Here is a 13155-nt window from a genome sequence, read left to right as displayed (position 1 = left end):
GCAGCCAGAAACATCCCGCACCGACTAAGCGCATCGCGCCCGGTCACTTCGTGACCTTAAGTCGGTGGGACGTCGTGAACACACCAACGTTAGATGAAAGTCCTGTAATCCTTGAAAGAGGGGTGAAAGAATGTTTAAGTGGTTCAAGTGGAAAAAATCAATTTCAGGAGATGAACAATACAGTAAGCTTAAAGAGATAGGATTATGCTTATAAAACAAGGATATATTGATCTGAGTAAATCGGAGTACAAGAAAAATCCCTACATACAATTATTAATTTCAATGGGTTCAGAAGTTGAAAATAGTAATAATTTTATGTATCCAAGCAATAACGTTTGGTATTTCGATAGAGAGTGTATTGAGGATCATGGTGATTACGTAAGCATAGTTGAAAGAATAGCTGAAATAATAAAAGAAGAAGTTGTTATTTCTAATATTCGAGATTATGTAGATATAGAAAATAAAAAAGCTAGAATCTCATTTCTATTGAATGATGTTAATTATGAATACGAACTCAATGTTATCAACGACTGGGTAGATCTAAGTATTCTCGAATATTTCTCTAAGTTGCTAGCAGAGAATGGGAGTGAATACAGATTCTTTTTCTCAGATATAGATCAAAGTGTATTGGTCGTATTCATAAAGAAAGGATACTATTATCAACTAAACAAACTGCTCAACATCTTTATTCCATCGTATCTCAGAGAAGGCAGGCCCATCATCTAACAACGCATTCATACATCGGGGCATTCGCCCCTCGGTCCGCAGAAGTATTTTCTAAAGTAGCAAAATCAGCGGACAACCCTGCACCGGCTAAGTCTGACGACCCGCGCTTAGGCGCTTAAGCCGGTGAGGGTTCGTGAATGCAGAAACGTTAGATGAAATCATTGCAAATAACATAAGACCTCTCAAAACCAAACCCTTTTAAGGAGCATATTTGTGAATTGGTTATTTAAAGATCCACCCAATGTTGCAGTAATTACAACAACAAAGATCGTTAACATGGGATTTCCAATTCTGCATGTTTCACACGATGAAGACGATGGAATGTGGCAGTTCCACGATGGTAGTGAACTTAATGTAGAAGATGGAAGAGTAGTATCTCTCCAAGAAATTGTAGCTATAGATCCTGGATTAATGGAGTTACATGATCTACCAGAAGGGTGGATTGCATGGAGAAATAATACAGGAGAAGAATGGAATAAAATCAAATTAGAATAAATCCAAAAACATGAGTGGGGATGTATTTTTGATAATTGAAATTGATGGTTATTTCCATCAAGCATTAATATATACTTCTCAAGATTATTCCATGATGCGAATAAGTGAGATGTACATAGAGATAAAGAGAAAAATTGAATTGTTAAATGAACTACCAAGAGCATTTTGCACTACATACAATATGACTGAAATAGAAAGTACGAATGAAACAAAAGCAGACATAGTAATAGACATTGATACAGATAGAATTTATAAACCTCAATACTGAATTATGCGGGAAAGTCAAAGAAGGCAATGACATCATCTAACACCGTGTTCACGCATCGGGGGACGAGCCTCCTCGGTCCGGCTAAGTATCTTCGAGGGGAGCATTAGCCGGACACATCCGCACCGACTAAGCGTATCGCGCCCGGCGACATTATTCGCCTTAAGTCGGTGGGACGTCGTGAACACAAGAACGTTAGTTGAAATCACCGAGTGCAGAAAAAAAGACTCATTCATGAAAGGTGTTCTCAAAGATGATTCAGAAAGAACAAGTAATGGATATGATTTTAAACTCTTGTCCATCTTATAAAAATAGATATTCAAATTATCTTAAGGAGAATTATAAGCTTGGAGAAGAAAGGCTTCTTTATGTAGAAATATTTGATTTTATACATCATTTAGTCGAAAGATATCAGAAGAAAAATCTCGAAGAATTTGATAAGTTGTTTGACTGTATAGAAGAATTACATCTATATGGAGACGATTATGTTAAGGAATGGGCAACCGTTGGATTTTTAGAAGATCTTCAGAATAAATTACTACAAGAGAATATTGAGCTTAATGAATTTGAAATTTATTTAAGATCTGAATCACGAATTTGGTGGAACAATTTAATCGATCTCTGGAATGGAAAGACCAAATACTTAGGAGGGCCTGATAGGGATAACTAAGAACATCTTTAGATTATTCAGTGAGTCGGTTACTTCATCTAACACCATATTCACGCATAGGGCATTCGCCCTCGATTCGGACAGGAGTTAGAAGTGGATTCGGAGAGGTGACTTCAGTAGCAATAGAGTAAACTCAGCCGGACACATCCGCACCACCTAAACGCATCGCGGCCGCCACTTCGTGGCTTAATGTGGCGGGACGTCGAGAATTCAACAACGTTAGCCGAAAGAAGTTCTTACATGTTTAGGAGGAGTCTATATGATATTAGAAAAAGTTATAAATAGAATTGTAATACAAAGTGAATATAAGGATTTTGTTGAAAAGTATAAAGATAATATACTTACCGAATTTAAAGGTAAGATTCATAGCATTTATATGTGTGGCTCGATTCCAAAAGGAACTGCTAAACCTTTTAAGTCAGATGCAGACTTTACTATTGTATGTGTAAATCCCAAAGATATTGATTACGAAAGATTGTCAAATATTAAAGACAGAATTTTGGAAGAATATCCAGTAGTAACTAAGATTGATACGATAATTTGCTCGATTGACGATGTATTAAGTAAACCAAATGAGTGGGGTTTTTGGGTTAAGATAATTTGTGTTTGCATATATGGTCATGACGTTGGTGAAAAAGTACCACCTATAATTATTTCTCCAGATTTCATTATAGACTTAAATACAGAGACCAAGGAGGAAGTAGATCGTATACATAGTTTACTTTCTAATGTTAGTGATAGCACAATGAAAACTAGATATATTAAAGGTTACTCTAAGAGATTAATTCGTGCATTATACTCTTTGGTTTTAGAAGATACAGGTGTATGGCAAGATGACATTATTAAGATGAAGAATGCCATATTAAACTATTGTAAGATTGACACCGCTTTAGTTGATTATCTGTATGCTTGTTACTTGGATAGTAATGTACTTGTTGAAGAGTTTCTGGAAATTGCAGATGAAGTATATAGCTATTTTGAGAACGCCTTAAATGCAATGGCTGCTTCCAGAACTTCCTTCGGCTAACAACGAGTTCAATGCTGCGCGGCATCCGCCGCTTGGTCCGGACCGGAGCTGAGAAACCAGGAAGTGGAATCAGCCGGACACATCCGACTTCGTCGGACGTCATGAACCCTGAACGTTTTACGAAATCCTTCTAGATTACTTTAATTACTAATGAATGAGGCGGTCAAAGATGACTGACGATCAATTTGATGAATTTGTTGATTCATGTTATGAAGAGCTTGAAAAGAAACAAGTAAATTTGATGGATCAGTACGATTTGGGAAGATATGAACGTTATTGGCTTAACGGTGATGAAAGAACGCTAGATTTTATTGAAAATGATATTACTGAAGTTATATTCAAGATTAATTATATTGGAACATGGTCTCATAAGAATGATAACTGGATGTGGGCATGGGCCAACGAAAGTATGTCAGATCAAATTCGAAATGAATCTAATATATTGAAAGAACTTAAAGACCTTATATTCACGCATCGGGCATACGCCCTCGGTCCGGCAGTAGTTAGAAGAGAATTCAGAGAGGCATTTCAGTTTCGAGGAAGCTGGATCAGCCGGACACATCCGCACATACTAAGCGCATCGCGCCCGGCGACATTCGTCGCCTTAAGTCTGTGGGACGTCGTGAATACAACAACGGTATAAGAAATTGGCGCAATAATATAAAACCTCATATAATCTCTAATCTGCAATATTGATGCCTTAGTATCAAATATATCGAAGAAGCGAAAATTAATCATATAAGTAAATAGAACGGAGTGACGATCTTGACTAGAAAAAAACAAAGCTTAATTTCAATTAGTATTGCGATAGTAACATTAATAATAGTATACGGAATTATGTCAATTTTCTATGATCAAGCTCAATGGATAAGTTCACTAGTATCATCGATAACAGTGTCATTTATTTCGGGGACATTAAGCTATAGAACACTAAAAAAGGGTGTTTGATTTTGACATTATAAATCAGGAACAAAACTGACATTAAAGTTAATCTATTAGATTCTTATAGTTTAACAATGAATAACTATAGAACAAACAGGACTTAAAAAGGATTAATTTAGCAAGTAAACTCAAAGAATGCGCCGACATCTTATAACACCATATTCACGCATCGGGCTTCGCCCTGGGTCGTGACAGATGATACTGGCCAGGAGGCTGGTTCAACCGGACACACCCGGCATTCGCCGGGCGTCGTGAATACAAAAACGTTATGTGAAATCATAGCAACGACATTAATAAGACGGAGTGATAGAAGTGCTAGATGCTTTTACAAGAAAGAGAATAGAAAAAATACTTGAAAACTATATAGACCAAAAAATACCTGAAGATCTCAAAAATGAAGTTAAAATTCATTATAAATTTAGAGGAAATACAGTTACATTAAGTCAAGAAAGACCAGGGTATATGGGAAGACGTTTTGAGTATCCAATAGCTCAATTAAGATTAGATGATACATTCTGGAAGGTATATTGGCGAGATAGTAAGAATAAATGGCATTTTGTCGATGACATAAAACCAGATAAACAATTTGAAAAACAACTAATGGAAGTAGATAATAACGATATTTTTTGGGTCTAATCAGTGATGGCAATGACTTCAAATAACACCATATTCACGCTTCGGGCCATTCGGCCCTCGGTCCGGCAGGAGTTAGAAGAGGATTCAGGGAGGCATTTCAGTAGCGGGGAAGCGGGATCAGCCGGACACATCCGCACCACCTAACCGCATTGAGGCCGTCCTTCGGGCTTAAGGTGGTGGGACGTCGTGAATACAAGAACGATATCTAAAATCCTCGAAGAGCGAGGTAATAATTAATGAGTATAGTTCAATTTGATACGAATGTACTGTTCTATAGAATTTATAAAAGCGTTATAAGTCCAGAAGATTACTTGAATTGGTCATATTCAATGCTTAGAAGTGGAATAGAATCTAAATCTTTATTAATGCTTTCATCGATGAATTCCTCAGATAACATTTTTTCATTTGAAGATTACTTCAATAAATCATTTTCAGAAGTAGAGCTTCACAAACCCACATTTATGGAATCAGCTAGGTCATATATTACTCTCCTATGTACTGAAATTGTAAATAGCAAAAGGGATGTATTTGAAGTAACCAAAGAGATTTTTAAAATATCAGTTGATCTAGAATATCCAGAAGATCTCTCAGTTTGGCTAGAACTAGATGATAATGTGGATTGGATCGTATATGACAACAAAGCATTAAAACAGGACGAATCAGTTGTAAGGCAAATGATAATTAAAGAGGCAAAGCGATATTTGGCAACTCAAGAAGTCGAGGACTACAGATAACAACATATTCACGCATCGGGCATTCGCCCTCGGTCCGGCAGAAGTTAGAAGTGGAATCGAAGTGGTAATTCAGTAGCGGGGAAGCGGAATCAGCAGGACACATTCGCACCACCTAACCGCATCGCTGCTGCCCTTCGGGCTTAAGGTGGTGGGACGTCGTGAATGCAAGAACGTTATACGAAACCCAAGAAGAGAGGCAAAACAATGATTTTAAAATTACTCAAGAAAAGTAATCAATATGAGTCTTTTTGGAAGTGGTTTGTAAAACAAGAGTCAAATATAAATATGAATTTTGAGTCAAACAAAGAAGGCTTTATGGATGAGTTAAGTTCAAGGCTTAAAGGGATAGATAATAATTTGACATTTGAAATTAGCCATACTCAGGAAGAAAAGAAGAGAGAGCTAGTAATTTCAGCTGATGGAATAGCTGATTCATTCCAACATGTTATTAATTTGTGTGATGCTGCACCTGAATTTCTTAATTGGATAATAATTGCATTTAGACCTCGGATGAATTCTGATGAAATTGAAATTAAGATGGGTGATATTTCATTGTCCTATCAAGATGTACATTTTCGATTTATTGATAATGGTCACTATATTGATTTGGATATATATATCGAAGATCTTGAATCAAACAGAGACCAATTTATTAATATGTATTTTATTCTATTAGATTCATTGATAGGAGAATATGATGCAGTATCGAAGATAGGGAACACAAATTTGTTTGATCGAAATTCCTATAATGAAACGGAGTTAAGACGATTTATTGAACTTATTGAAATAATAGATGCTCTTGAGTAACTCAGAGGTGCCTTGGGCTTCGTATAACACCATATTCACGCTGCCGGCTAACGCCCTTAGGACGGATTGAAATAAAGATATAAACCATAAGTTACTTAACGAGGTGTCGTCGTTTGGTTATTGTTACTACAGAAGTCCTCATTGATGCGCCAATACAGTATTGTTTTGACTTGGCGAGAAACATCGATATACATACACAAACTGTATGGAAACATACAAATGAAAGAGCGGTCGAGGGAACGACATCAGGCTTGATAGGTATAGGAGATTATGTAACATTTCAAGCTAGACATTTTCTAATTAAACAGAAGCTAACGTCCAAGATCACAGAATACAAAGAACCCTATTATTTTGTAGACGAAATGGTAAAGGGAGCATTCAAGAGTCTAAGACATGAACATAAATTTGAAGAACAAAACGGTAAAACATTAATGAGGGACAAACTAACATTTGAAGCCCCTTTGGGGATCTTTGGATGGACTGCAGAAAGAATCGTACTGAAACAATATATGAAGCGCTTCTTAGACCATAGAAATCATCAATTAAAAGCACTGGCAGAAGTGTAAGAAGAGAGCTGATTGAAAGCTAATTCAAGAGGGCAATGACTTCGACTAACACCATATTCACGAATCCGGCATTGGCTCTCGTTCCGGCACTAAGTTAGAAGTGGATGTCGTGAATACAACAACGTTAGACGAAATGTCCTTAAAGCGAGGTAAACCTAAATGATTTTTCCAAAACTTGATACCGAAAGACTTACACTTCGACAGTTACGCCTCACGGATGCAACTGATTTATTCGAATATTTTTCTAGGGAAGAGGTTACTGAGTACTATGATTTAGACAGATTTACAGAAGTGAAACAAGCAGAAGAATTAATAGAAAATTGGAATGAGAAGTTTAATGATTTATTCTCCATTAGATGGGGAATAGCACTTAAATCAGAAGATAGAATCATTGGGACTTGTGGTTATCATAAATGGGCAAAGAAACATTATAAAGCTGAAATAGGATATGAGTTATCTCCAAGATATTGGGGTCAAGGTTATATGACAGAAGTAATTGAATCAGTAATGAAATATGGATTTGAAGTGCTTGAATTAAATCGGATAGAGGCATTAATACACCGGGAGAATGCTAGTTCAAGAAGAATATTAGAGAAATCAGGATTTAGGGAAGAGGGAGTATTAGAGGAATTCTTTTATAAGAAAAAGAGATTTGTTGATGCTGTAATCTTTTCTAAACTTCAGAAGAATAAGAGTGAATTTTGAAAGTGAATCAATGATGAAAATCACTTCGTCTAACACTGTGTTCACGCATCGTGGGGACTCCCTACGGTCTGGCAGATGGATTTCGAGGAAGCGTAAGCAGTCAGACACATCCGCACTGACTAAGCGTATCGTTCCCGGCCACTGTGTGGCCTTAAGTCGGTGGGACGTCGTGAACACACCAACGTTAGACGAAAGATCACTTGAATAAGACAAAATGAGGAGATCAGATGCTAAAGCAAATACAAGATTACTTAAATGATAAGTTTCCTGAATATTGGAACGATATCAACATTCGATTTGAGTTAGGTGAACCTTATCGAAACGGATCAAAGCGTAGAATTATTCAAGTAAACAAAAGATTAAATACAATATTCGAAGAGCTTTTCAAACCCACAGACTTAATATATCTAATAATCAAAGACTGGGGATCTTATGAGGACCCCATGTTTGGCAATACAACACCCGAATATCTCTATGAATTACTCCAAGGAAAGATAGGGGAAGAAGGAGTATTATTTGATATTGATGAAGATGAGGATGAAGAGGGAAATAGCATAGAAGTTAAAATTGAATATAGCTTCAAAGTCTTTGAGGGTTTGGTTTCTTCAATTCCATATAAAAAAATTTTTGAAGGAATTTCTCATTATGAGCAGGGAAGAGAACCATCCATTGGACAGAGAGTTTACATTTTAAGCAAAGAGAAGAGCATTTTATTTCATATGTACGATGATAGAGGCTGCATTGCTCACGCTACTTCAACGGAACAATTAAAGCCGCTATATGTGAAGTATAACGATTGGATTGTGGATTACTGGAGAGAATACTTTGAGGGCATTTTCAAGGAGGATATATGAAGACCATCATCTATATGGTTAGGCATGCTGAATCACCATACACTGAAGGAACCGAAAGAACAAGAGGACTCACCACTAAGGGCAAGGGCGATGTTGAAAAAGTTACAGAAATTCTTAAAGAAGAAGGAATAGATGTTATTATATCTAGCCCGTATAACCGAGCAATCCTGAGTGTTGAGGGATTGGCACAATACTTAGGAATAGAAATCAAAACATTTGAAGATCTCAGAGAAAGGTATTTTGCTGGAGAAATTATTGAAAATGCTGAGTTAATGTCAGTTATTAGAGAGAAATTTAACGATTTTGATTATTCTTTACCGGGTGGGGAGTCTAATTCTGATTGCCAGAATAGAGCGATATCAGTGATAAAAGACATATTAATAGAACACTCTGGGAAAAAAGTAGCTATTGGAACACATGGACTTGTAATGACTTTGATGATGAATTATTTTGATTCAAGTTATGGTTTGGATTTTTTAAATCAATTAAAGAAACCAGATATTTATAAATTACGTTTTGAAAATTTAGAATTAAAAGAAGTAATAAGTCTGTGGAATGAATAGAGATAATGTGAGATTGGCTAAACCCTAAACAAAGGAGTGTTCACTTTGATTGTTTCAAAAGCGGAAATATCTGATTTACCTAATATTCTTAAGCTTCAATATGAAGCCTATCAGAGTGAGGCGGAGATTTATCAAGAGATTATTCCGCCATTAAAGCAAAGTTTAAGTGAATTAGTGGAAGAGTATAACGAAGGAACAATATTGAAGGTCACTAATAATGATGAAATTGTAGGGTCTGTAAGGGCGATTACACATGATGGAGTTTGCATAATAGGCAAACTAATAGTGAAACCTGAGTTTCAAAACCAAGGGATCGGGAAGAAACTAATGAAGGAAATTGAAGAGTCTTATAGTCAAGTGAAGAGAATGGAACTGTTTACAGGGCATAAAAGTATAAAAAACTTAGAACTATATAAAAGACTAGGGTACCAGAAATATAAAGAAAAAGAAGTTAATGAGAACCTCACAATGATTTATTTGTATAAAGAAGTGTGAGAGTAACTTGAGAAGAGGCTCCTTCAGATAACACCATATAGCAGTGAAGCAGAATCGACCGGACACATCCGACTATATCGGACGTCATGAACACAACTACGTTATCTGAAAGAACTGATCAACATTTAAACAACGGGAAGTGAGGAGTCAGGATGACAATAGAAGTACAGTATAAGGTCTTAACCCTATGTATGATTCAAGATGGTAATCAAATATTACTTATGAATCGACCTAAAGACTTAGGGTTTCCAGGTTACATCGCTCCTGGAGGAAAGGTAGAATTTCCAGAGAGTATTGTTGATGGTGCTATCAGAGAAGTAAGAGAAGAAACAGGATTGATAGTCAAAGAAATAATATATAAAGGTTTGAATGAATTTTGTGAGATAAATTCCGGCCTTAGATACATGGTCTTTAACTATCTTGTTACCTCCTTCGAAGGTGAATTATTGGAGAATCCCCCAGAAGGAGAATTACTGTGGGTCGATAGAAATCAAATTGATGATCTTCCAATGCAAGATTGGTTTCGAAAGAGAATACCATTGTTCTTTAAACCTGGAGTGTTTGAACAATCTACGATCTGGGATGAAAACAAAAATATAGAATTGAATAAAACGGAGAAATACTATAGTGAGGGTCGAATTGCAGAAGCTAGTTCCTTCAGATAACACCATATTCACGCATCGTGCGTCTCCCTCGCATCGTGCCCGGCGACTTCGTCGCCCAGGAATTTGAGGCAGCATAAAAAGATGAATTAAACCTGATCCGTCGTGCCTGCAGGACAGATTGATGGATGGATGGAACCATGGTAGAATTGCTCCAAGAGTCGACACCATCCGAGTTTACTGGGGAGTCTATTAATGAGATCGGAATCTACTACATTTTTAATAAAAATAATGACCATTATTTTAGCTATATCGCTTTGCACCGCATTCGTTTTCGTCATTTACTTTCAGGATGCGAACAAATCCAAAGATGATATCAGTATGGAGATTCTAAAAGACCGTTCAGGAAACATGACCTTATCCGATGTTAAAGTAAGCGATCAATTCGTAGCTTTGCCTGATAACTATTCCAAGGTTGGCTATTCTCCGGTCCGATTATGGTTCAAAATAAAATTAAACCGGTATAACGCGGATGAAATCAATTACCTTTCAATAAACAACCCGCTTTTTGAAGATGTAACGATTTACCTCCCGACAAGTAACGATTACATAACAGAGCATTTCGGGTACGCGTATAAGAGCAATTCCGATGAGATCGGCTATGTCTACCCCGCATTCCAAATCCCGCCTCACTTTGATCATAATCAATACATATACATGACAAGCCAATCGTTATACGGACAGAACTTTATTGTCGGGCTCGTAAATTACGATCTCTTTAGGAAAACAAGCATGATAAACGTCTGGGTAGGGGGCATCTTATTCGGCGTTCTAGCTGCATTGTTTTTTTATCACTTGATCACGGGCTTAGCCATAAAAAACAAAACGTTTATAAAATACTGCTTTTTTGTTTTCACCACCTTGTTATGGAACGCGGCAACGACGGGACTATTAAACATTACGGGCTTCAAGTACGCCTATTGGATTGCAGAATATTCTGCGGGCATCGGCATTCTCATGTCGCTGGCCATCGTTATTTTTATGAGAGCGATTTTTCAGACCCAAACGAGGTTCCCCAAGATCGATTTTTGTTTGAAGTTGCTCATCGTTTATTTCCCCATCAATTTATTGCTGTTTCTATTTATCAATAAAGAGCTGGGAGCATTTGGTGCGGGCGCATCTTCTGTGGTGTATGTATTGTATTTTATCATTATGTTTAAAGGATTAAGGAACAAAACCATTCGTTCGCCGCAGCTCATAACGGCATGGCTATTATTTATTTTGTCGATCATCTTGTTTGATTTGATGGTGTTCGGAGTGCTGCCTCAAAGCTACATTATTATTTATTACTTATTTTTTCTTTCAGGTGTCTCGGCTACCGCCTTTGCCCTATCTCTCGCAGAAATCATAAATAATTTAAATGAAGAGAAGCAACGCAATCAAATTAGATTTGAAAATTCCGAAATTCAATCCAGGCAGTTCGAACTTGCTTTTATACGGGCGCAAATGGATCCGCATTTTGTGCACAACACATTGAACGTGATCGAAGGGGTTATTGCTGATAACCAAGAAAAAGCGGGAAACTTGGTAAACGATTTATCGCATTATCTCAGAAATATATTCGATTACAGCAATTCGGAAAGATATATTTCTATCCATGATGAGCTGGATGCAGTCAAGTTTTATGTTCGCATTGAGCAAGCCAGATTCCCGGACAAAATAGTTGCCAATTATGATATTGATCCAGGCATACAATTGAAGGTGCCGCGCTTCGTTATTCAACCCTTGGTAGAAAATGCGATTAAACACGGTATACGCAAAAGGAAAATCGCAGGAACAGTCACAATCACGGTTAAAGAGCTTGAAAAGGGCTACTTCATTGCGGTAGAAGATGACGGCATCGGCATTGAAGACGCGAATAAATATAAACTGCTAGAATATTCGCCGGGCAAGGGCATTGGGCTTGCCAGTATAAACGCGCGGCTCAAGGCCGAGTATGGAACGCAGCTTCAAATCGTCAGCGAGAAGGGTAAAGGAACTTCGGTTCGTTTTGATATACCCATTAAGGAGCAGCTATGAAAGTTATTATTGTAGACGACGAATATTATGCGCTGCGGAACTTGAAAAGCAAGTTGGAGAAAATCGCGGATGTCGAGGTCGTTGCGATGTATGAAGATCCTGCAACAGCCTTGGAAGAAATAAACAGCATACAGCCCGACGTTGCTTTTCTGGATATCGAAATGCCCGAGATTGATGGCATAACCTTGCTCGGGATGATGTTCAAAAAAAGACCGGAAATGGACTTTGTTTTCACAAGTGCTCACCATGCCTATGTGTCGGACACGCTTGAAACGAAGGCGTTGGATTTTCTCGTTAAGCCGGTGAAGTACGAACAGCTTTATGTCACATTGGAAAAAGTAAAGAAGATTAGAAGCAAAAGCAGCATGGGACGCAAAATCGAGATGAAGTGTTTTGGCGATTTTTCCGTATTGATCGACGGGAAATTGATGGACGACAATTGGCGAACCAAAAAAACGGAAGAGCTTCTAGCCTATTTGCTATGCATGAACGGCAAATACGTATCCAGAGAACGAATCATTAATGACTTGTGGCCCGATTTGGAGATGGATAAAGGTTATGCAAATTTATATACGACGCAATATAACTTAAAGAAGCGATTCGATGCTTACGGAATCCAACATTTGATCAAGAGCAGACTCGGGAACATTTGGCTCAATATGGAAGACATGAAAGCGGATTTGTTGGAGTTCGATCGCATCAGTAGAAGTTATAATGAAGATAAGAGTAAAATGGAAATTCTCGAGCAATTGGTGGAGCTGTACAAAGGCATGTTATTTGAAAATAAGCTTTATTCATGGACGTTAAGCATACAGCAATCTTACGAGGTGAGGTTCGACAATGCTTTAAATATTCTGATCCAGTTTCATAGGGAACGCGGCGACGAGAAAAAAGCCAAGTACTATGAAATGAAAAAAATGCTATGAACCTGAAGTAGCTTCCGCAAAAAAAGATCGCCCGCAGCTGTAACAAGCTGCGGGCGATCTGAT

The 13155-nt window shown here is 37.5% G+C and carries 17 protein-coding genes; all 17 read left to right on the top strand.

Annotation, left to right across the window (positions count from 1 at the left end; translation table 11 throughout):
* The first annotated feature begins 204 nt into the window (after positions 1-204).
* The 17 genes from V8F51_RS10280 (at position 205) to V8F51_RS10200 (ending at position 13092) form a co-directional block, all read left to right on the top strand.
* Entirely contained in the window at positions 205-726 is a 522-nt protein-coding gene (locus V8F51_RS10280; protein WP_337100109.1) for a hypothetical protein, read from the top strand.
* Positions 727-939: 213 nt separating this feature from the next.
* Positions 940-1221: a hypothetical protein gene (locus V8F51_RS10275; protein WP_337100108.1), complete on the top strand. Its 282-nt coding sequence runs from the start codon at positions 940-942 to the stop codon at positions 1219-1221.
* A 10-nt stretch (positions 1222-1231) separates the two neighbouring features.
* Positions 1232-1489, top strand: coding sequence for a hypothetical protein (locus tag V8F51_RS10270; protein WP_337100107.1), 258 nt, complete (start codon positions 1232-1234; stop codon positions 1487-1489).
* 250 nt (positions 1490-1739) lie between these two features.
* Complete coding sequence (locus V8F51_RS10265) at positions 1740-2156, top strand: DUF7674 family protein (protein WP_337100106.1); 417 nt, start codon at positions 1740-1742, stop codon at positions 2154-2156.
* 259 nt (positions 2157-2415) lie between these two features.
* Entirely contained in the window at positions 2416-3183 is a 768-nt protein-coding gene (locus tag V8F51_RS10260; protein ID WP_337100105.1) for a nucleotidyltransferase domain-containing protein, read from the top strand.
* A gap of 169 nt (positions 3184-3352) precedes the next feature.
* Positions 3353-3826, top strand: a complete 474-nt coding sequence (locus V8F51_RS10255; RefSeq protein ID WP_337100104.1) for a DUF6882 domain-containing protein — start codon at positions 3353-3355, stop codon at positions 3824-3826.
* 602 nt (positions 3827-4428) lie between these two features.
* Positions 4429-4761, top strand: coding sequence for a DUF3024 domain-containing protein (locus V8F51_RS10250; protein WP_337100103.1), 333 nt, complete (start codon positions 4429-4431; stop codon positions 4759-4761).
* Positions 4762-4997: 236 nt separating this feature from the next.
* On the top strand, positions 4998-5495 hold the full coding sequence (locus V8F51_RS10245) for a hypothetical protein (protein WP_337100102.1): 498 nt from the start codon (positions 4998-5000) through the stop codon (positions 5493-5495).
* A gap of 162 nt (positions 5496-5657) precedes the next feature.
* The gene (locus V8F51_RS10240; RefSeq protein ID WP_337100101.1) at positions 5658-6302 is read left to right on the top strand and encodes a hypothetical protein; all 645 of its coding nucleotides are present in this window, start codon (positions 5658-5660) and stop codon (positions 6300-6302) included.
* A 113-nt stretch (positions 6303-6415) separates the two neighbouring features.
* A complete protein-coding gene (locus V8F51_RS10235) occupies positions 6416-6868 on the top strand; it encodes an SRPBCC family protein (protein WP_337100100.1) in 453 nt (150 codons plus the stop codon).
* A 159-nt stretch (positions 6869-7027) separates the two neighbouring features.
* Entirely contained in the window at positions 7028-7573 is a 546-nt protein-coding gene (locus tag V8F51_RS10230) for a GNAT family N-acetyltransferase (protein WP_337100099.1), read from the top strand.
* 227 nt (positions 7574-7800) lie between these two features.
* Positions 7801-8427 carry a DUF3885 domain-containing protein gene (locus V8F51_RS10225; RefSeq protein WP_337100098.1) on the top strand — a complete coding sequence of 209 codons (627 nt, stop codon included), beginning with the start codon at positions 7801-7803 and terminating at the stop codon, positions 8425-8427.
* The gene (locus V8F51_RS10220; RefSeq protein ID WP_337100096.1) at positions 8424-8990 is read left to right on the top strand and encodes a histidine phosphatase family protein; all 567 of its coding nucleotides are present in this window, start codon (positions 8424-8426) and stop codon (positions 8988-8990) included. The genes V8F51_RS10225 and V8F51_RS10220 overlap by 4 nt, the downstream gene beginning before the upstream one ends.
* A 45-nt stretch (positions 8991-9035) precedes the next feature.
* Positions 9036-9485 (top strand): GNAT family N-acetyltransferase, encoded by a 450-nt coding sequence (locus V8F51_RS10215; protein ID WP_337100095.1) that lies wholly within the window; start codon positions 9036-9038, stop codon positions 9483-9485.
* A 152-nt stretch (positions 9486-9637) separates the two neighbouring features.
* Complete coding sequence (locus tag V8F51_RS10210) at positions 9638-10150, top strand: 8-oxo-dGTP diphosphatase (protein WP_337100094.1); 513 nt, start codon at positions 9638-9640, stop codon at positions 10148-10150.
* Between the two features lie 192 nt (positions 10151-10342).
* The gene (locus V8F51_RS10205; RefSeq protein WP_337100093.1) at positions 10343-12166 is read left to right on the top strand and encodes a histidine kinase; all 1824 of its coding nucleotides are present in this window, start codon (positions 10343-10345) and stop codon (positions 12164-12166) included.
* Positions 12163-13092 carry a response regulator gene (locus tag V8F51_RS10200; RefSeq protein ID WP_337100092.1) on the top strand — a complete coding sequence of 310 codons (930 nt, stop codon included), beginning with the start codon at positions 12163-12165 and terminating at the stop codon, positions 13090-13092. Before V8F51_RS10205 ends, V8F51_RS10200 begins: the two co-directional genes overlap by 4 nt.
* The last annotated feature ends 63 nt before the right edge of the window (positions 13093-13155 follow it).

The sequence above is a fragment of the Paenibacillus sp. YIM B09110 genome, assembly GCF_037167145.1.
GTDB lineage: Bacteria > Bacillota > Bacilli > Paenibacillales > Paenibacillaceae > Pristimantibacillus.
The sequence above is the reverse complement of the archived record's forward strand: the minus strand, read 5'-3'. Positions and strand labels throughout refer to the sequence as shown.

What these genes read in the sequence shown, in the direction of transcription:
- V8F51_RS10280 (WP_337100109.1), top strand. Translation starts at nt 205, where the DNA reads ATGCTTATAAAACAAGGATATATTGATCTGAGTAAATCGGAGTACAAG.
- V8F51_RS10270 (WP_337100107.1), top strand. Translation starts at nt 1,232, where the DNA reads ATGAGTGGGGATGTATTTTTGATAATTGAAATTGATGGTTATTTCCAT.
- V8F51_RS10265 (WP_337100106.1), top strand. Translation starts at nt 1,740, where the DNA reads ATGATTCAGAAAGAACAAGTAATGGATATGATTTTAAACTCTTGTCCA.
- V8F51_RS10260 (WP_337100105.1), top strand. Translation starts at nt 2,416, where the DNA reads ATGATATTAGAAAAAGTTATAAATAGAATTGTAATACAAAGTGAATAT.
- V8F51_RS10255 (WP_337100104.1), top strand. Translation starts at nt 3,353, where the DNA reads ATGACTGACGATCAATTTGATGAATTTGTTGATTCATGTTATGAAGAG.
- V8F51_RS10245 (WP_337100102.1), top strand. Translation starts at nt 4,998, where the DNA reads ATGAGTATAGTTCAATTTGATACGAATGTACTGTTCTATAGAATTTAT.
- V8F51_RS10240 (WP_337100101.1), top strand. Translation starts at nt 5,658, where the DNA reads ATGCAAGAACGTTATACGAAACCCAAGAAGAGAGGCAAAACAATGATT.
- V8F51_RS10230 (WP_337100099.1), top strand. Translation starts at nt 7,028, where the DNA reads ATGATTTTTCCAAAACTTGATACCGAAAGACTTACACTTCGACAGTTA.
- V8F51_RS10225 (WP_337100098.1), top strand. Translation starts at nt 7,801, where the DNA reads ATGCTAAAGCAAATACAAGATTACTTAAATGATAAGTTTCCTGAATAT.
- V8F51_RS10220 (WP_337100096.1), top strand. Translation starts at nt 8,424, where the DNA reads ATGAAGACCATCATCTATATGGTTAGGCATGCTGAATCACCATACACT.
- V8F51_RS10210 (WP_337100094.1), top strand. Translation starts at nt 9,638, where the DNA reads ATGACAATAGAAGTACAGTATAAGGTCTTAACCCTATGTATGATTCAA.
- V8F51_RS10205 (WP_337100093.1), top strand. Translation starts at nt 10,343, where the DNA reads ATGAGATCGGAATCTACTACATTTTTAATAAAAATAATGACCATTATT.
- V8F51_RS10200 (WP_337100092.1), top strand. Translation starts at nt 12,163, where the DNA reads ATGAAAGTTATTATTGTAGACGACGAATATTATGCGCTGCGGAACTTG.